The sequence below is a fragment of the Acidisoma sp. C75 genome, assembly GCF_054665095.1.
Window position 1 is genome coordinate 242823 of sequence record NZ_BAAFHD010000001.1, and the last position, 19603, is coordinate 262425.

The following is a 19603-nucleotide window of genomic DNA, read 5'->3' on the forward strand; positions in this document are numbered from 1 at the left end:
GGCGCGGGAGGGACAGGGGGTCTTGGTTACGCTACCATTTCACCCCACCCGGCGCGGGCGCTCGGGCGCGAAGAAGGCGACCGCGAGGACGCCGAGGGCGATGACGGCGGCGAGGGTAAAGACGCCGTGCAGCGCGCTGGCGAGGCGGCCAGCCGCGGCGGCGAGGCCGGGGCCGCCCATGCCGAGGCGCAGGTGAGGGTCCATCAGCTGGCGCATCAAATCCGCGCCATGCCGGTCAGCCAGGCCCGCATTGAGCACGCCGCCGAAGGCCGCCGCGCCGATCGCCTGGCCCATCAGCCGGCTGAAGAAGAAGAGGGCCGTCGCCCGCCCGCGCTCCGCGCCCTGCACGCCCGATTGCACGACGATCGCGAAGACGATGCTGGTGAGCCCCATGCCGGCGCCGATCGGCAGGCCGATCGCGGCGAGCCAGGCGAGGCTCCGCCCATCGGCGATTGGCACCAGCGCCACCATGCCGAGGAGCAGCACCACCGCCGCGCCCACCGCCAGCACGCGGTTGCCGACATGCCCGATGGCGCGGCCGAGCGTCATGCTCGCCGCCGTCCAGGACAGGGTCAGCGTGCCGACGACGATCCCGGCATCGAGCGCCGAGCCGCCGATCACCCCTTGCACCAGCGGCGGCAGGAAGGCGGTCGTCGCGATGAGCAGCGCGCCCGAGAGCAGGGCCGAGGCATTGGCGGTGAGGAGCACCCGCCGCAGCACGAGATCCACCGGCAGCAGGGGGTGCGGCATCGCCCGCTCCCGCATCACGAAGAGGCCGAGCAGGAGAAAGGCGCCGAGCAGCCAGCCGGCGAGGGCCGCCGTGCCGAGCCGGTCGCATTCGACGAGGGCCGCCATCAGCAGGCCGAGCCCGGCGACGAGCAGCCCCGCGCTCGGCAGGTCGATCGGCGTGCGCAGGCGCAGCCCCGCCGGCTCGCGCAGGAAGCGCCAGACCAGCGGCATGGTGATGCAGCCGACCGGCAGGTTGATCCAGAAACAGAATTGCCAGCCGATCGTATGAACGAAGAAGGCGCCGAGCAGCGGCCCGATGATCGCGGCGATGCCCCAGACGCCGGAGACATAGCCGAAGACGCGCGGCCGGTGCTCGGGCGCGGTGATATCGCCCAGGATGGTGCTGGCGAGCGGGGCGAGGCTGCCGCCGCCGATCCCCTGGATCGCGCGGAAGAGGATGAGCGCCACCATGCTCTGGGCGAGGCCGCAGAGCAGCGAGCCGGCGAGGAAGAGCGCGGTGCCGGCGAGATAGACGGATTTCCGGCCGAAGCTATCGGCCAGCCGGCCATAGAGCGGTGTCATCACCGCTTGCGTCAGCAGATAGACGCCGAAGACCCAGGAGAAGAGGTGAAATCCGCCGAGCTTGGCGACGATCGTCGGCATCGCGGTCGAGATCACCGTCACCTCCACCGCCGCCATGAAGGTCGAGATGAGCATGGTGACGAGGATGAGCCGGGCATGGGGCGCGCGGCCCGCGCGCGCGGCATCGGCGAGGGTGGTGGCCAAGGCTCACTCCCCCCGCGAGAGCAGGGTCTTGCGCAGCGTCAGCCGGTCCATCACCGCCAGCATGACGCAGGAGACGACGAAGGTGAGGTGGATGCCCACCGCCCAGGCGATATCGGTCGGCGTTTCCTTGCGGATTTCGAGGAAGATTTCGAGCAGCTGGATGGCGGTGATGGCGACGATCGAGCCCATCAGCTTGAGCTTGATATCGCTGAAATCGATGTGGTTCATCCAGTCCGGCTGGTTCGGGTCGTCCTCGGTGAAGAGGCGCGCGATGTAGTTCTGATAGCCCGAGAACACCACCATCATGACGAGGCTCGCCATCAGCGACAGTTCGACGAGCGAGAGGATGCCGACGATCACCTGGTTCGTCGTCTCCGTCGGCGCGTTCCAGAAGAGCAGGCCGAGCTTGGCAAAGAAGCGGATGAGCAGCAGGGCGAAGCTGAGGATGAGGCCGAGATAGATCGGCGCCAGCATCCAGCGGCTGGCATGGATCGCCCGGCGCGTCAGATCACGCGGGTGGGGGTAACGCGGCTCGGTGCGCATCGGCATCGTCTCTCTCGGCGGGTGTCAGGAACTGGCGGGTGCGGGCGGCAGCCTCGGCGAGGCCGAGCCGCGTCACCTCCACGCCATCGGGAAAGGCGGAGAGAAGCCGCGTCGGCGTCCGCCGGTCAAGCAGCACGAAGACGCCCCGATCGTCGCCACGGCGGATGAGGCGGCCGAAGGCCTGGCGCAGCCGCAGCCGCGCGACGTGATCGTCATAGGCCTTGGGCGCGCCGCCGGAGAGATGGATGCGCCGCTCCCGATGCAGGATATCGGGGCGCGGCCAGGGCACGCGCTCGAAAACCACGAGCCGGAGGGCGCGGCCCGGCACATCCACGCCGTCGCGCATCGCGTCCGTGCCGAGCAGGCAGGAGTTTTCCTCCGAGCGGAAGATATCCACGAGGGTCGCGTTGTTCATCGCGTCGATATGCTGGGCATAGAGCGGCAGCCCGGCTTCTTCGAGCGCGGGGGCGATGCGGCGATGGACGGAGCGGAGCCGGCCGATCGCGGTGAAAAGCCCGAGCGCGCCGCCGCCCGCGGCGAGGAAGAGGGTGCGATAGGCAGCGGCGAGCGCGGCCGGATCGGCGCTATCCACATCCGTCACCACGATCGCGCGGGTGCGCTCGGCATAGTCGAAGGGGCTCGGCAGGCTGGCGCGGATGGCGGGCAGCGGCAGGTGATGCGCGCCGACCCGCGCCTCCGCCTGCGCCCAGGCCTGTTCGGCATCCGCCTCGCCCCCGTCGCGGAGGGTCGCGGAGGTGATGACGAGGCCATGGGCGGGGGCGGCGACGACGGTGGAGAAAGGCAGCGTCGGGTCGATCCAGTGGCGCAGCAGCGCGACATCGCGGACCTGTCCGGCCTCGCCGCGATCGAGCCGGAGGAACTGCACGTGCCGCGCGATGGCGGCCGGCTGCGGCTCCGCCCCCGGAGCCGCGGCGAGATCGGCCAGCATCGCGGCCCAGGCGGCGAGCGGCTCCAGCGCGCGGCGGGAGAGGGTGCGGCCCATGCCTTCGATGCGCGCGCGGGTGGCGGCGTCCAGCTCCTCCGCTTCCGTCTCCAGCCGGGCGAGCAGGCGCAGGCGGAGCGTGCCGAGCGGCTCGGCGATGCGGGCGAGCGCGCGGGCGAGCGTGGCGCCGGTCGTCAGCACGGCGGGCGAGACCGGGTGCAGATCGCATTCGGCCGAGAAGCCGGCGCGCGCCTCGTCCGCCGCCGCGGCGCGGCCTTCGATACGGGCGAGGATCTGGCTGCGCAGCGCCGCCAGGAAGGCTTCTGCCGGATTGGCGGCGAGGGGTTCGGGCCCCGTCTCGGCCGGGGTGCCCTCCTCGCCGATGCGCATGCCCCAGCCGGGGGCGGGGAGCGCGCGGGCGGCGGCGAGTGCGGCATCGAGCTGCGCCGAGAGGTCTGGGCTGGCGGCCACGAGATCGCCGAGCCGGGCGGTGAGCCCCTTGCCGCGGCTCCGGATCCCCTCGGCGCCCAGCAGCCAGCGGCGGAGTTCGGCGGTCTCCCGCCCGGAAAGCTCGGCCGAGAAGGCGGCGTCGGCGGCGTCGAACAGATGATGCCCCTCGTCGAAGACGTAGCGCGTCGGAACGTACGCATCGTCGAGCCCGCCCCAGGCGGCCTGGGTCAGCACCAGCGCGTGGTTGGCGACGACGAGATCGGCCTCCCGCGCGCGGCGGATGCCGTGTTCCACGAAGCAGCGCTTCCAATGCGGGCAGGCGGCGTAGAGGCATTCGCCCCGCCGGTCGGCGAGGGAGCCGAGCAGCGGGGCGCCGAAAAGCTCCATGAACCAGCCGGGCAGATCGCCGCCCATGATGTCGCCATCCGCTGTCTTGGCGGCCCAGCGGGCGATGAGGCCGAGCGGGATGGTGAGCGCGGGGCTGGCGCCCGAGAGGGCGGCGGTGACGGCATCTTCGAGGTTGAGCAGGCAGAGGTAATTCTCCCGCCCCTTGCGCAGCACGACGCGGCGCTGCCGCTCCGCCGGATCAGGGAAGAGGCGGGCGAGTTCACCCTCCACCTGGCGTTGCAGGTGGCGGGTGAAGGTGGAAATCCACACCGGCGCATGGTTGCGCTCGGCCCAGAGGCTGGCCGGAGCGACATAGCCGAGCGTCTTGCCGGTCCCCGTGCCGGCCTCGGCCAGCACCAGATGCGGCGCCCCTTGGGTGAGGCGCGGCTGGAAGGCGGCCGCCGCGGCCGAGGCGTAATCCGCCTGGCCCTGCCGGCTTTCCGCCCCGGCGCCGAGGATACGGGCGAGGCGGCTGCGCGCCTCGGCCGGCGAGACGGGGAGGGAGGATGGCGCGGGCGGCGGCGCGCTCTCCTCCCATTCCGGCAGGCGGCGCCAGACACGGAAGGCGGTATTGTCCCGCGCGGGGGGCGGCGTCGCGCCGCCGGCCGCCAGGGCTTGGACGACCGAGCGGCCCCAGGCCCAGCCGGCGCGGCCCATCCGCTCGGCGAGCGCCGGCGCCTCGCGATAGGCGGGCGTGCCGGCATGGCGGGCGATCTCGTCGAGGAGCGCGGCCGCGATGCGCGGCAAGAAGGCGGCGGCCGCCTCCAGCCCGGGCCCAGGCGGCGGCAGGCCGAGGGCATCGGCGAAGCCGCGCGCCGTCGGCACCAGGGGTTCGGCCGGCCGCACGAAGGCGTGGAGTTCCAGAAGATCGTAGGCCGGGCGGGGCTGGAGGCCGATGCGGCGCCAGGTGGCGGGCCCGTGGATGAGCAGCGGCATCGCATCGGGCGGGAGATGGCGGCCGAGGGCGGCGCCCTGCAGCGTCAGCACCTCGCCATCCTCGGTCAGCAGGGCGGCGCGGCCGGCGCCGGCCGCGAGAGCGAGGCCACCCGGCTGAGGGGCGCCCGGCTGAGGGGCGCCCGGCATGGCCTGCCCGTCGCCGGGCCGCGATCCACTCATGCCGCAACCTTCATTGACCGGCAGCCCAGGCAGTTTCTATTGACGCTCATCATGAACACAATCGCACGCACCACGCCCGCGCCCAAGACCTGGCCTTTCGAGGAAGCCCAGAAACTCGTCGCCCGCATGGAAAAGACGGGCAAAGGCGCGGCGCTGTTCGAAACCGGCTACGGCCCCTCCGGCCTGCCGCATATCGGCACCTTCGGCGAGGTTGCCCGCACCAGCTGGGTCCGCCAGGCGTTTACCGCGCTCACCGGCCTGCCTTCCCGCCTCATCGCCTTCTCGGACGATATGGACGGCATGCGCAAGGTGCCGGAGAATGTGCCCAACCGCGACATGCTGCGCGGCTATATCGGCCGCCCGTTGACCGATGTGCCCGATCCCTTCGGCACGCATGAGAGCTTCGGCCACCACAACAATGCGCGCTTCCGCGCCTTCCTCGACAGTTTCGGCTTCGACTACGAATTCATCTCGGCGACCGAGAGCTACCGCTCCGGCGCTTTCGACGCGGCACTCCGCGAAGCGCTCCGCCGGCATGACGAGATCGTCGCCGTCGTGCTGCCGACGCTGGGGGCGGAGCGGCAGGCGACCTATTCGCCCATCCTGCCGGTCCATCCCAGGACCGGCGTCGTCATGCAGGTGCTGATCGAGAAGGTCGATCCCGATGCCGGCACGGTCGCCTGGCGCGATCCGGAGGACGGCACCTTCTACGAGACGCCGGTGACGGGCGGCGGCGCCAAGATGCAGTGGAAGGCCGATTGGGCGATGCGCTGGGCGGCGCTCGGCGTCGATTACGAGATGGCCGGCAAGGATCACATCGAGGGCATCAAGCTCTCGGGCGAGATCTGCCGCATCCTCGGCGCCGAACCCCCGGCCGGCTTCAACTACGAACTCTTCCTCGACGACCGCGGGCAGAAGATCTCCAAGTCCAAGGGCAATGGGCTGGCGATCGAGGAATGGCTGAAATACGCGCCGCAGGAGAGCCTCAGCCTCTTCATGTTCAACCAGCCGCAGCGCGCCAAGCGGCTGTTCTTCGACGTCATCCCCCGCGCGGTGGATGACTACCTCGCCCATGTCGCCAAGGCGCAAGCAGAGGCCAAGGCCGGCATGCCGGTGGATGAAAGCAACCCCGCCTGGTTCATCCATGGCGGGCCGGTGCCAGAGGATGCGGGCAGCCCGATTGGCTTCGGCATGCTCTTGAACCTCGCCTCGGTCGCCAATGCCGAGAACCCGGAGATTCTCTGGGGCTTCATCCGCCGCTATTCGCCGGATCTGACGCCCGAGACCTCGCCCTTCCTCGCCCAACTCGTGGGCTATGCCGTCGCTTACTACCAGGATTTCGTGCGGCCGAAGAAAGCCTTCCGGCAGGCGAGCGAGGTGGAGCGCGCGGCACTCGCCGATCTCGCCGAGAGCCTCCGCGCCATCCCGCCCGGCACGCCGGCCGAGGAGATCCAGACGCTGGTTTACGAGGTCGGCAAGCGGCATCCCTTCGCGGCGCTGAAGGAGTGGTTCGCCTGCCTCTACCAGGTGCTGCTCGGCCAGAGCGAAGGCCCGCGCTTCGGCGGGTTCGTCGCACTCTATGGCGTGGCCGAGACAGTTGCTCTCATCGAGGCTGCGCTCGCGCGCTGATCTGGTGGCCTTAACCCCCGGGGCATCTCTCCGGGGGTGGCCGATCCCTCAGCCCTCCGCGATCCAGGCGCGGAAGAGGGTGTAGCTGACGGCGAGCACGGCCGGGCCGATGAACAGCCCGATGAGCCCGAAGGCGCTGAGCCCGCCGAGCACGCCCACCAGCACGAGCAGGATCGGCAGGTTCGCCTCCTTGCGGATGAGGATCGGGCGCAGGAGATTGTCGATGACGATGGCAACGATGGTGAAGACCAGCAGCAGGCTCGCCATCCAGTAGCGGCCGGCGACGAACATCCAGATATCGGCCGGTATCAGCACGATGCCGGGCCCGACCTGCGCCACGCAGAAGATGAACATCACCGCGGTCAGTACCGAAGCGAGCGGCACGCCGGTGATCATCATGCCGACGCCGCCGACGATGGCATCGACCAGCGAGGTCACCATCACGCCCAAGGCGACGGCGCGGATCGAGCGGCCGGCGAGCACCACCATCTGCTCGCCCCGCTCACCCCCGACCCGATGGCCAAAGCCGATGGCGAGGGCCGCGCCCGTTTCACCATGCGTGCTCATGATGGCGACGATGATCGTCGTCAGGATGAACTGCACGAGCAGGCGGCCGAAGCTGCCGATGGTGCCGAGGAACCATTGCGCCGCGGAGCCGACATAGGGGGTGACGGAGGGCAGCACCTTGGAGAGGCCCTGGCCCTCGAATTTCGCCCAAAGCTCGGTGAGCTTGTCGCCCACCAGCGGCACGCCGCCGAGCCAGTCGGGCGGGCTTGGCAGGCGGAAGGTGATCGCCGCGTGGGCGAGGCCGATGAGGCTGTCCACATGATTGAGGATGGTGACGACGGCCAGCCAGAAGGGCACCACGAAGAGCACCACGACGACGAGCGTCATCACCGAAACGGCGACCCCGCGGCTGCCCCAGAGCAGGCGCTGCAGCTTCAGCAGCAGCGGCCAGATGGCGACGACGATGGTGGTGGCCCAGATGCTCGCCGGCAGGAAGGGCCGCATGACCCAGAGCGAGGCCAGCATCAGCCCGCCGATGAGGAAGAGCAGCATCATCAGCCGCGTCGGGTCCGGCCGCGGCGGATGCGGCCCGGTCGTCTCCACCCCGGCCAGAACGGCGGTGGAAGATTGCGTGGCGGCCGCCTGCCTGCGGCCGCCACGCCAGTTGAAAAAGCCCATCACCGCCCCTCTCGCCCCGCCCTGGTCCAGTGCGGCGGCAAGCTCAGGCGGATGCCTGGGCCTGCCCGTCGCTCAGGGCATGCGGCAGATACTTCACATAATCCTTCGGCACCACCTGCCAGATGTGGGAGACCGTCTGCTCCCAATCATGCAGCAACATGGCGGCGTAGCGGCTGTTCGTCTCCTGCACGTGCCGCTCGACGAGGCCGCGCAGCCGGCTTTCCCAATAGGCTGAGCCGACGCGCTGCCAGGTGAGCGTATCGGGGTTGATGCGGCTCTCGAATTCCCCCTCCGGATCGTAGAGGAAAGCCACGCCGCCGGTGAAGCCGGCGCCGAAATTATCTCCGAAACCGCCGAGGATGACGACGGTGCCGCCCGTCATGTATTCGCAGGCGTTGGAGCCGCAGCCCTCGACCACCGCGACCGCGCCGGAATTGCGCACGGCGAAGCGCTCGCCGGCCTGGCCCGCGGCGAAGAGCGCCCCCGCCGTCGCGCCATAGAGGCAGGTATTGCCGATGATGGTATTCGCCTGGCTCTGCATCTTGGAGGAGGGGGCGGTGCGCACCACGATGGTGCCGCCCGAGAGGCCCTTGCCGACGTAATCATTCGCGTCGCCGATGACTTCGAGCTTGAGCCCCGGCACCGCGAAGGCGCCGAGCGACTGGCCGGCCGAGCCCCGCAGCCGCACCGTCACATGGCCCGCCGGCAGGCTCTCGCCCCGGAAGGTGCGGACGATGGCGCCCGAGAACTTGGTGCCGATGGCGCGATGAGTGTTCCGCACATTGTATTGCAGCTGCATCTTCTCCCGCCGCTCGAAGAAGGGCGCGGCATCCGCAATCATCTGCGCATCCAGCGTCTCGGGCACTTCGTTGCGCCCTTCCAGCGTGCAGTAGCGCGCATACGGCCCCGGATCGGCCTGGGCCAGGATCGGGTTGAGATCGAGATCGTCGAGCAGCGTGCTGCCGCGGCTGATCTGGTGCAGCAGGTCGGTCCGCCCGATGACCTCGCTGAGGCTGCGGAAGCCCAGAGAGGCGATGATCTCACGCACCTCCTCGGCAATGAAGGAGAAGAGGTTGATGACCTTCTCCGGCGTGCCTTCGAACTTGGCGCGCAAGCTCTCATCCTGCACGCAGACGCCGACCGGGCAGGTATTGCTGTGGCATTGGCGGACCATGATGCAGCCCATGGCGACGAGGCTCGCCGTGCCGATGCCGAATTCCTCGGCGCCGAGCATGGCGGCGATCACCACATCGCGGCCTGTCTTGATGCCGCCATCGGTGCGCAGCTTCACCCGATGCCGGAGCCGGTTGAGCATCAGCACCTGATGCGCTTCCGAAAGCCCCATCTCCCACGGCAGCCCGGCATATTTGATCGAGGTCAGCGGCGAGGCGCCGGTGCCGCCCGAATGGCCGGAAATCAGGATCGCATCCGCCTTTGCCTTGGCAACGCCGGCGGCGATGGTGCCGATCCCTGAGCGCGAGACGAGCTTGACGCAGACCGTCGCCTCCGGGTTGATCTGCTTGAGATCGTAGATGAGCTGCGCCAGATCCTCGATCGAATAGATATCGTGGTGCGGCGGCGGGCTGATCAGCGTTACCCCCGGCGTCGAATGCCTGAGCTTGGCGATCAGTTCCGTCACCTTGAAGCCGGGAAGCTGCCCGCCCTCGCCGGGCTTGGCGCCCTGCGCCACCTTGATCTCGATCTCGCGGCAGTTGTTCAGATAGTCGGCGGTGACGCCGAAGCGCCCCGAGGCGATCTGCTTGATGGCCGAGGATGCGTTGTCGCCATTGGCGCGCGGGGTGGCGCGGCCCGGATCTTCGCCGCCTTCGCCGCTATCGGAGCGCGCGCCGATGCGGTTCATGGCGATCGAGAGCGTCTCATGCGCTTCCGGCGAGAGGGCGCCGAGCGAGATGCCCGGCGCGATCAGCCGCTTGCGGATCTCCGTGACGCTTTCGACATCTTCGAGCGGCACCGGCACCCGGCCCTCGCTGCGGAAATCGAGGAGATCGCGCAAGGCGACGGGCGGCAGCCGCCGGCAGGCTTCGGAATACTTGCGATAGGTCTGGTAGCTGTCGGTCGCGACGGCGGTTTGCAGCACATGGATGAGGCTGCCATCGAAAGCATGCACCTCGCCGCCGCGGCGGAGCTTGTAAAGCCCGCCGACGGGCAGGGGCTGCACGCCCTCCGCCCAGGCCGCCTTGTGCAGTTCCAGCACCTTGCGCGCGATGCCCGCGAGGCCGATGCCCGAGATGCGGGACTGCATGCCGGGGAAAAACTCACCGACGAGCGCGCGGGAAAGCCCGATCGCCTCGAAATTGTAGCCGCCGCGATAGGAGGACAGGACGCCGATGCCCATCTTCGCCATGGTCTTGAGCAGGCCCTTGTCCAGCGCCTTCTTGTAGCGCCCGACCGCGACCTTGACCGGCGTATCCCCGAAAAGCCCCCGCCGGTGGCGATCGATGATCGTCTCCTGCGCGAGGTAGGGGTTGATCGTCGTCGCGCCGACGCCGAGCAGCACGGCGCAGTAATGCACGTCGAGGCATTCGGCGGAGCGGACATTGACGCTCGTGAACGTGCGCAAGCTGGTGTGGACGAGATGGGTATGCACCGCCCCCGTCGCCAGGATCATCGGGATCGGCACGCGCGCCGGGCCCATCGCCTCATCGCTCAGAATGAGATGTGCCGCCCCCGCGCGCACCGCCTCCTCCGCCTCCTGGCGGATCCGGTCGAGCGCGGGGCGGAGCCCGGCCTCGCCTTCCTCCACCGGGAAGGTCGCGTCGATCGCGACGACGGCGCGGCCCATCTGCTCGCGCATCACCATGAATTCGCCGGTCGAGAGAATGGGGCTCGACAGCTGCAGAATATCGAACTGGTGCTCGCCCTCCTCCAGAACATTGCCGAGATTGCCGAGCCGCGTGGTGATGGACATGACGCGGGTTTCGCGCAGGCTGTCGATCGGCGGGTTCGTCACCTGGCTGAAATTCTGCCGGAAATAGTGGTGCAGGCCGCGATAGCGATCGGAGAGCACGGCGATCGGCGTATCGTCGCCCATGCTGCCGGTCGCCTCATTGGCATCCTCGGCCATCGGCTGAAGGATCGTCTCCATCTCTTCCAGCGTCATGCCGGTCGCCAATTGCCGGCGGCGCAGCTCCTCGGTCTGGAAGATGACGGGCTCGACCGCATCGGTCTTGATCACGTCGTCGATCTTGACGATGCGCTTGGCCCATTCGCCATAGGGGTGGCGGGCGGCGAGCAGATCCATGATCGACGTGTTGTCATAGAAACGCGGCTCTTCGAGATCGACCGCGATCATCTGGCCGGGGCCGACGCGCCCCTTCTCGACGATCATGCCTTCCTCGAACTTCACCATGCCGGTCTCGGAGCCGACGACGAGCATGTCATGGCTCGTCACGGTGTAGCGCAGCGGGCGGAGGCCGTTGCGGTCGAGCCCGGCGACGACCCAGCGGCCATCGGTCGCGGTCACCGCCGCAGGCCCGTCCCACGGCTCCATCACCGCGTTGCAATAGGCGATCATGTTGCAATGATCCTGCGGCATGAAGGAGGTGCCACCCGTGGAGGGCGGGATCATCATCGCCTTGACCATCGGCGCGTCGCGCCCCGAGCGGATCAGCAGCTCGAAGACATTGTCCATCGAGGCGGTGTCAGAGCCGCCCGCCTGCACCACGGGCTTGATGTCGTCCATGAAGGCATCGAGCAGATCGGAGGAAAGCCGCGTCTCGTGGCTCTTCATCCAGTTGACGTTGCCGTTGATCGTGTTGATCTCGCCGTTATGGGCGATGGCGCGGAAGGGCTGGGCGAGCTTCCAGGTGGGGAAGGTGTTCGTCGAATAGCGCTGGTGATAGATCGCGAAGCGCGAGACGAAGCGCGCATCGAGCAGGTCGGGATAGAACTCCGTCAGGCTCTCGGCGAGGAACATGCCCTTATAGACGATCGAGCGGCAGGAGAGGGAGCAGAAGTAGAGATCGGGGATCTGGGCGGCGATGGTATTCTTCTCGATCCGCCGGCGGATGACGTAGAGATCGCGCTCGAACTCGACCTCGGAGACGCCGCGCGCGTTCCACAGCATGATCTGCTCGATCTCGGGGCGCGTCGCATTCGCCTTCTCGCCGATGCACTCGACATTGATCGGCACCTGGCGCCAGCCATAGATCTGGTAGCCGAGGGCGAGGATCTCGGTCTCGACGATCTGGCGGCAGCGCTCCTGCGCGCCGAGATCGGTCTTCGGCATGAAGACCTGGCCGACCGCGATGGGGCCGGGGCGCAGCTGCGCGCCCATGCGCTTGACCGCGTCGGCGAAGAAATCCTGCGGAATCTCGATATGGATGCCGGCGCCGTCTCCGGTCTTGCCATCGGCATCGACCGCGCCGCGATGCCAGACGGCCTTCAGCGCGTCGATCCCCGCCTGCACCACATCGCGCCGGCGCTTGCCGTCGAGGGCCGCGATCATGCCGACGCCGCAGGCATCATGCTCCTGGGAGGCATCGTAGGAACCGGCGAGCGCCGCGGCGTTGCGGTCCCAGGCGTCGAGGAATGCCGCGCCGGTTTCCAGAACCTCGCCGAGATGCCCGCCCATCGCCGTCTCTTCCGTCATGGCTTTCTCCTCACCCGGCGGCGCCCTGCGGCTGCCGCGATACGGCCCGCGCGCGGGCCGCCCAATGAACTCAATCGATCTTGAGGCCCTGCGCCGCGAGGCGCCCGGCATCCGCCTTCAGCACCGCCTCGCCCGCGCGGCCGATCCAGGCATGGCCGGCGGCGACCATTTCGTGCGAAAGCTCCGGCTGCAGCCCTTCGAGCTTCTGCCCCACCGGCGTCTGGTAGAAGGCGAGGATCTGCTGCATCTCGGCCACCGTGAAGGCGCGGGCGTAGAGCGCGCCGACGGCGCCGACGAATTCCGGCTCCCGCGCTTGCAGATCGGGCACCAGGATCTGGTCCACGATCGGCGCCACTTTCTCGGCCGGCAGCTTGTTATCCGCCGCGATGCTTTCCACCAGCACGACGCGGAGCGCCTTGACGGCGGCATCGGCGACCGTCTGGATGCCGATCGCCTGCGCGACCTCTGTGCCGAGCTGCACCTGCTCGGTCGAAAGCGCTGCCTGGCCGCTGCTCGCATCTTGCGCGCGGGCCAGCGGGGAGAGAAGGAGCGCGCCGAGCGCCGCCGCCGCCGTCGTCAAAGAGAGACGGCGCATCATTCCGCGGCGACCGCGACGCTGGCCGGCTGCTGCACATAGGCGTGGATCTGCGCCGCCGCATCCTGCCCGTCCTTGATCGCCCAGACGACGAGGCTCGCGCCGCGCACGATGTCCCCGGCCGCGAAGACGCCGGGAATCGCCGTCATGAAGCTGCGATGGTTGACGCGAAGCGTGCCCCAGCGGCTGACCTCAAGCCCCGGCTCGCCGAACATTCCCGGCATGTCCTCGGGGTCGAAGCCGAGCGCCTTGATGACGAGATCGGCCTCCAGATTGAAGTGGCTGCCGGGCAAGGGCTCGACCGACTGGCGGCCCGAGGCATCCGGCAGGCCGAGATGCATGCGCACCGCGCGCACGCCCGAGACGCGGCCTTCGCCGAGGAAGGCTTCGGGCGCCGAGAGCCAGACGAATTCGACGCCCTCTTCCTCGGCATTCTTCACCTCGCGCATCGAGCCCGGCATATTGGCGCGGTCGCGCCGGTAGAGGCATTGCACGGAGGCGGCGCCCTGGCGCACGGCGGTGCGCACGCAATCCATCGCCGTATCCCCGCCGCCGATGACGACGACGCGCTTGCCCTCCGCATTGAGCAGGCCGCTCTCGAAATCGGCCACCTGCTCGCCGAGCCCTTGGCGGTTGGAGGCGGTGAGATAGTCGAGCGCCGCGACGATGCCGGGCAACCCCGCGCCGGGGCCGCCGATATCCCGCGCCTTATAGACGCCGGTCGCGATCAGCACGGCCGCATGGCGGGCGCGGAGATCGGCGAAGGAGAGGGTATCGCCCGCACCATCGCCGATCGCGCAGTTTAGATGGAACTGCACGCCGCACTCCTCGAGGTATTTCCAGCGGCGGAGCACGACCTCCTTTTCCAGCTTGAAGCCCGGGATGCCGTAGATGAGCAGGCCGCCCGGCCGGTCGTACCGGTCATAGACATGCACCTGGTAGCCGAGGCGGCGGAGTTTCTCGGCCGCCGCCAGGCCACCCGGGCCGGCGCCGATGATGCCGATCGATTCTGCCCGCTCCTGCGCCGGCTTGACGGGCGTGACCCAGCCGCGCTCGAAGGCGGTATCGGTGATATAGCGTTCGACCGCGCCGATGGTGACGCTCTCGAAGCCTTTCTCGATGACGCAATTACCCTCGCACAGCCGGTCCTGCGGGCAGATGCGGCCGCAGATCTCGGGGAAGGTATTGGTCGCGGTGGAAACCTCGTAGGCTTCCTGCAGCCGGCCCTCGGCGGTCAGCCGCAGCCAGTCCGGGATATGATTGCCGAGCGGGCAGTGGATCGAGCAGAAGGGCACGCCGCACTGGCTGCAGCGGCTCGCCTGCTCGCCGGCGCGGGCAGGGTCGAAGCGGGCATAGATCTCGTCGAAATCCTGCACGCGCAGCTGGGCGGCCCGCTTCTGCGGGATCTTCTGCGGGGTGTGCACGAATTTCAGCATGCGCTCGGCCATCGCATCGTCTCCTCGGCGGCAGGGCGCGGGCGCGCCAAAGATGCGGCGCCGCGCGGTCTCTGTGCTCTAACGCGAAACGCGGCCGCTGCGAAGAGAAATTTCAGCGAATGATCAGTGATGCTGACCTAAATCGCCGCATAACGCTCATGCGCTCTGAAACGATCCGCCGCGCCCACGCCAAAAAGGTCCGTTTCGGTCCTTTCGCTCAGGCGCTCAGCCGGCGGTTCGCCTCATCCTCGGCATCTGCCGCCTCCTCGGATGAGAGGCGCCAACCTGGCGCGTCGCCCGCGTTCTCCCGCCCGTCCCGCTCTGCCATCATCACCGCCTCGAAGGCCCGGGTCGATTGGCGGGAGGCGAGGATGAAGCCTTCCTCATCACCCCAGAGCGGCCGCAGCTTGTGGAAGAGCTTGCGGTCATGCCGGCGGAAGAGGGCGGCGGCGCGATGCGCCTGGTGCGGATGCTGGCCGAGCTTTTCCAGGGCCACCCGGCCGAGCGCCAGCGCGCCTTCGAAATTCTCCCGCTCCACCACATGCGCGCCGTGGTCCAGCAGATCGTAGGCGGCCCGCCGGTCCCAGGCGCGGGCGAGGATGATCAGATCAGGAAAGGCGTGGCGCGCGGCTTCGACGATCTCCACCGCCTTGTCGCGGTCGTCGATCGCGACGATGAGGAGCTTGGCGCGCGCCGCCCCCGCCGCTTCCAGCAGTTCGAGGCGGGAGGCATCGCCATACTGCACCCGCTGGCCGAAGCGGCGCAGCAGTTCGATCTGGCTCGTGCTGATGTCGAGCACCGAGGTCTTGTAGCCATTGGCGCGCAGCAATCGGGCGGCGATCTGCCCGAAGCGCCCGAATCCGGCGACGATGACATCCGGCTCGGCATCGAAGCCCGGGTTTTCCGGGCGCGGTGCCTCGGGCGCTGCCGGCCGGGTCATGAGCCGTTCCTGGCCGAGGAAGGCGAGCGGCGTCAGCACCATCGAGAGCGCGACGATGGCATTGAGCATCCCGGCGATGGCCAGTGGCAGCACATGCGCCGCCACCACGAAGCCCGTGAGAACGAAGGCGAATTCGCCGCCCTGGCAGAGCGCGATGCCGGTCATTCGCGCGTCTCCGGCGGTGAGGTGGAAGAGGCGGGCGAGCCGCGTCATCCCCTCGGCCTTCAGCGCCATCAGCCCGAGGGTGAGGCCGAGGATGAGCGCGGGGTGGCGGGCGACGAGGGCGAAATCCAGGCTCGCGCCGACGGTGATGAAGAAGAGGCCGAGCAGCAGGCCGCGGAAGGGCTCGATATCGGCTTCCAATTCGCGGCGGAACTCGCTTTCGGCGAGCATCACGCCCGCCAGGAAGGCGCCGAGGGCCGGGGAGAGGCCGACCACCTGCATCAGCGCGGTGACGGCGAAAACCAGCAGCAGCGCCGTCGCGGTGAAGATCTCGCGCAGCCGGGTCGCTGCGATGAAGCGGAAGATCGGGCCGGTGAGATAGCGGCCGAAGGCGATGATGAGGGCGATGGCGGCGAGCACGGCGAGCGCATGCAGCGCGCCATGCAGCCCCGCAGCACCACCCCCTGCCTCGCCCGGATGCGGCGCGCGGCCCATGGCGAGCAGCGGCAGCAGCACCAGAAGGGGAATGACGGAGAGATCCTGAAACAGCAGCACGCCGAAGGCGGCGGTGCCCACCGGCCCGCGCCGCATGCCCTTCTCGTCGAGGGTTTGCAGCACGATCGCGGTGGAGGACATGGCGAGGATGAGCCCCGCCGCCAGCGCCTGCGGCCAAGGCAGGCCGAGCAGCAGGGCAGCAAGGCCGAGCACCGCGCCGAGGCCCACCACCTGCGCGAGGCCGAGGCCGAAGATCGCCGCCCGCATCGTCCAGAGCAGGGCCGGCCGCACTTCGAGGCCGATGAGGAAGAGGAGGATGACGACGCCGAATTCGGCGAAGCCCATCACATCCTTCTGGTCCCCCACCAGATGCAGCGCATAGGGTCCGATGACCGCGCCGGCGATGAGATAGCCGAGCACCGAGCCGAGGCCGGCGCGCTTGGCGATGGGCACGGCGATCACGCTCGCCGCCAGATAGACGAGCGCCTGGAACAGCACCGTATCGGTTTTCATGGCGCAAGCTCCGTGATGGTTTCGGCGAGCCGGGCGGCGTACGCTTCGGCTGCGCGGGCGCGCGCCTCCGCATCGAGGGCGCTCGCGCCATAGAGGATGAAGGGCGGCAGCCAGCGCATGCCGCAGAGCTGCGCGGTCGCCTCCAGCGGGCGGAGGAAATCGGGCAGCGTATAGCGATGCGGGCCCTCGGCGCCGTAATCCTCCTCCGGGCTGCCGGCGGTGATCGCCAGCATCAGCGCCTTGCCCCGCAGATGCGAGCCCTGGTCGCCATAGGCGAAGCCGTGCAGCAGAACGGTGTCGATCCATTCCTTGAGCAGAGGCGGGGTCGAATACCACTGCACCGGAAACTGCAGCACGATGAGGGGATGGGCGAGCAGGCGCGCCTGTTCGGCCTGCACGTCGATCAGGAAATCCGGATAGGCGCGGTAGAGATCCTGCACCGTCACATCCGGGCGGGCCCGTGCGGCGGCGAGCAGGGCGGCATTGGCGCGGGAGCGGTCGGCCGTCGGATGGGCGAAGAGGATGAGCGCGGCCCGGCTCTCCACCACCGGGGTGAGGGCGGAGACGAGTTCGAGCTTGAGTTCCGCCGCGCGCGCCCGCCGGCGCGCCCTTGTCTTGAAGTAGCCGAAGATCACGCCCTGCCGTCCTTTCGTCTCGCCCGCCGCCTCACGCCCTGCCTTGCCGCGTCACGCCCGCTCCCGCTTCGGGTGGCGATGGCGATGGTGAAGATCGGGGTAATGCGCGTGGCTATGGGTCATCGGCTCGTGCCGGTGCGGGTGGCTATGCGGCTCCCCCGGCGGATCCTCCGGCCCATGCGCATGCTGGTGATGCGCATCATGCACATGTGCGTGCTCATGCTCCATCGCGCCGTGCTCATGTTCATGCGCATGGCGCTCGGCAAGGTGCAGGTAGAGGCCGATGGCCATCAGCAACCCGGCGACGAGCAGCGCCGCCGTCGGCCGTTCGCCCAGCACCAGCACGGCGAGCAGCGCGCCGATGAAGGGGGCGAGCGAGAAATAGGCGCCGGTGCGCGCGGCGCCGAGGGCGCGCAGGCTCAGCATGAAGAGCACAAGGCTCACCCCGTAGCCCGCGAAGCCGATGAGCCCGGCGCCGGCGAGGAGCCCCCCACCCGGCAGCCGCTCGCCTGCCGTCAGCGCCAGCGCGAGATTGGCCGCGCCGGCGACGAGGCCCTTGATCATCGCGATCCGCACCGGGTCCACCGCGGCGAGGCGGCGGGAGAGGGTATTGTCCACCCCCCAGGCGAGGCAGGCGCCGAGGATGAGGAGCGCGCCGAGCCCGCCGAAGCCGCCCGATCCGGCGCCGGGATGCCAGGAGAGGATGAGGGCGCCGGTGAGGATGGCGAGCGCCCCGGTGACGATCCGCCGGTCCGCATTCTCGTGAAAGACGAACCAGGCGATCAGCATGGTGGCGAGCCCCTCGGCATTGAGCAGCAGCGCCGCCGAGGCTGCCGGCACGCGGGCGAGGCCCTGCATGAGAAGGGCGGGGCCGAGCGCGCCGCCCATCACCACGACGGCGGCAAGCCAGGGCAGATCGGCGCGGCGGAGCGGCGCTTCCCCCGCCGGCCGCCTGCTGACGCCACGGATGAGCGTGATGAGCCCGAGGCCGAGACCGGAGCCGAGATAGAGCAGCCCCGCCAGCATCCACGGGCCGATGCCGCCGAGCAGCTGCTTGGCGCCCGGCGTGCTGGCGCCGAACAGCAGGGCGGCGCCGAGCGCCGGGGCCGCCGCGCGGAGCGAGGCCGGGTGTCGCATCCCGGTTCTCTAGATATAGAGGAGGAAGAAGAAGCCGCCGATGATGCCGATCGCGAAGAGGCTCGTGACCAGCATCAGCCGCCGCTCGACGAAGTCCCGCGCGGCCTCGCCGAACAGCCGGATGAGGGTGGCGACGAGCAGGAACCGCCCTCCGCGGGTGACGAGGCTGGCCGCCATGAAGAGCCAGAAATCGAACCGCGCGGCGCCGGCCGCGATCGTCACAATCTTGTAGGGGATCGGCGTCAACCCCTTGATCAGGATAACATAAAGGCCGTAGCGCGCGAACTTCTCCTGGAAGGTCCTGAGGGCGTGTTCGAGGTGGTAGAAATGGATGATCGGCTGCGCCAGCTGATCGAAGATGGCGTAGCCGATGTAGTAGCCGAAGGCGCCGCCGAGCAGGCTGCCCAAGGTCGCGATCAGCGCATAGCGCCAGACGTGGCGCGGGCTGGCGATGCCCATGGCGAGGAGCAGCGCATCGGGTGGGATGGGAAAGACGCTCGCCTCGGCGAAGGCGACCGCGAACAGCGCCCAGCCGGCATGCCGATGCCCGGCCAGGGCGATCACGCGATCATAGAGGCGCTTGAGCATCGGCGCGCATTTCCTTGCCTGTTGCGCGGAGGGACTTGCCACGGCGCCGCCGTCGCTTCAATGGAGCGGCTGGGCGAGAGTGGATGCGCGCTCCGGGCGAAACACCCGGGGCGCGATCAGGGTGATCGCAAAACCAACCAGCTGGAGCGGCTGCCGCGGGCCTTCGCGCGCGGGGACGGCGCCAGGATAGAGACCAGACGAGGCCAAGAGACAGACATGCTCCGCAAGAAACCGCGTGCCCGGATGGCGGCCCTGCTCGCCGCCGGCCTTCTCGCCTCCCTCTTCCCGGCAATCCCGGGCCGGGCGCAGGGTGCGCCGCCGCATGCCTGGTTGTTCGGCACCTGGGCCGGCGGCATCCTGCCGGCGCCTGCCCATATGACGCTCGCCGAATGCACGGCGCATGCGACCTTTGCCGTCTCTCAGGATGTCGTGATGCATTCGACGCTGATGCATCCGGCGCCGATCCAGAACCTGATCGTCAGCGTGCGCGGCACGCCGGACGGGACGATCTTCCTGCTCGCGCCGCCGAACGAGAAGCCGGCGGTGATCGGCGGGGTGCCGGAAGATCTCGGCTTCGGCTGCCCGCAGCCCAACGTCTTGCGGGTGGTGCGGACAGGGCCAAATGAGATCCGCTTCCCGGATTGCACCGGCTTCCCGAGCCCCCTGGTCCGCTGCGGCGGGCCGGGCTGAGCCCGAGGAGGGCGAGGACAGCCGCGGGGGAG

Annotated in this window: 13 protein-coding genes; 2 read left to right on the forward strand and 11 right to left on the reverse strand. The window is 69.2% G+C overall.

Annotated elements, in window-relative coordinates:
* Positions 1-39: 39 nt before the first annotated feature.
* The 3 genes from ACYQ7X_RS01090 to ACYQ7X_RS01100 are packed head-to-tail and all read right to left on the reverse strand — an operon-like array spanning position 40 to position 4921.
* A complete protein-coding gene (locus ACYQ7X_RS01090; protein ID WP_459694972.1) occupies positions 40-1515 on the reverse strand; it encodes an MFS transporter in 1476 nt (491 codons plus the stop codon).
* 3 nt (positions 1516-1518) lie between these two features.
* Entirely contained in the window at positions 1519-2058 is a 540-nt protein-coding gene (locus tag ACYQ7X_RS01095) for a TIGR00645 family protein (RefSeq protein ID WP_459694973.1), read from the reverse strand.
* Complete coding sequence (locus tag ACYQ7X_RS01100) at positions 2024-4921, reverse strand: ATP-dependent DNA helicase (protein ID WP_459695201.1); 2898 nt, start codon at positions 4919-4921, stop codon at positions 2024-2026. The genes ACYQ7X_RS01095 and ACYQ7X_RS01100 overlap by 35 nt, the downstream gene beginning before the upstream one ends.
* An 84-nt stretch (positions 4922-5005) precedes the next feature.
* Between ACYQ7X_RS01100 and ACYQ7X_RS01105 the strand changes: the two genes are divergently transcribed.
* On the forward strand, positions 5006-6583 hold the full coding sequence (locus ACYQ7X_RS01105) for a lysine--tRNA ligase (protein ID WP_459694974.1): 1578 nt from the start codon (positions 5006-5008) through the stop codon (positions 6581-6583).
* A gap of 48 nt (positions 6584-6631) precedes the next feature.
* Here ACYQ7X_RS01105 and ydiK read toward each other — a convergent pair whose 3' ends face one another.
* The 8 genes from ydiK to ACYQ7X_RS01145 all read right to left on the reverse strand — a co-directional run bounded on the left by ydiK (position 6632) and on the right by ACYQ7X_RS01145 (position 18881).
* Positions 6632-7768: an AI-2E family transporter YdiK gene (ydiK, locus tag ACYQ7X_RS01110; protein ID WP_459694975.1), complete on the reverse strand. Its 1137-nt coding sequence runs from the start codon at positions 7766-7768 to the stop codon at positions 6632-6634.
* Positions 7769-7811: 43 nt separating this feature from the next.
* A complete protein-coding gene (gene gltB, locus ACYQ7X_RS01115; protein ID WP_459694976.1) occupies positions 7812-12380 on the reverse strand; it encodes a glutamate synthase large subunit in 4569 nt (1522 codons plus the stop codon).
* Between the two features lie 70 nt (positions 12381-12450).
* Entirely contained in the window at positions 12451-12978 is a 528-nt protein-coding gene (locus ACYQ7X_RS01120) for a DUF2059 domain-containing protein (RefSeq protein ID WP_459694977.1), read from the reverse strand.
* Positions 12975-14423, reverse strand: a complete 1449-nt coding sequence (locus ACYQ7X_RS01125) for an NAD(P)-dependent oxidoreductase (RefSeq protein ID WP_459694978.1) — start codon at positions 14421-14423, stop codon at positions 12975-12977. The genes ACYQ7X_RS01120 and ACYQ7X_RS01125 overlap by 4 nt, the downstream gene beginning before the upstream one ends.
* A 205-nt stretch (positions 14424-14628) precedes the next feature.
* Positions 14629-16521, reverse strand: coding sequence for a monovalent cation:proton antiporter-2 (CPA2) family protein (locus ACYQ7X_RS01130; RefSeq protein ID WP_459694979.1), 1893 nt, complete (start codon positions 16519-16521; stop codon positions 14629-14631).
* Positions 16518-17156, reverse strand: coding sequence for a glutathione-regulated potassium-efflux system oxidoreductase KefF (gene kefF, locus ACYQ7X_RS01135; RefSeq protein WP_459694980.1), 639 nt, complete (start codon positions 17154-17156; stop codon positions 16518-16520). The genes ACYQ7X_RS01130 and kefF overlap by 4 nt, the downstream gene beginning before the upstream one ends.
* Before the next feature lie 51 nt (positions 17157-17207).
* Positions 17208-18293 (reverse strand): DMT family transporter, encoded by a 1086-nt coding sequence (locus ACYQ7X_RS01140; protein WP_459694981.1) that lies wholly within the window; start codon positions 18291-18293, stop codon positions 17208-17210.
* A gap of 9 nt (positions 18294-18302) precedes the next feature.
* Positions 18303-18881 carry a YqaA family protein gene (locus ACYQ7X_RS01145; protein WP_459694982.1) on the reverse strand — a complete coding sequence of 193 codons (579 nt, stop codon included), beginning with the start codon at positions 18879-18881 and terminating at the stop codon, positions 18303-18305.
* A 216-nt stretch (positions 18882-19097) separates the two neighbouring features.
* Here ACYQ7X_RS01145 and ACYQ7X_RS01150 point away from each other — a divergent pair, with 216 nt between their 5' ends.
* Positions 19098-19571, forward strand: a complete 474-nt coding sequence (locus ACYQ7X_RS01150; protein ID WP_459694983.1) for a hypothetical protein — start codon at positions 19098-19100, stop codon at positions 19569-19571.
* Positions 19572-19603 lie beyond the last annotated feature (32 nt).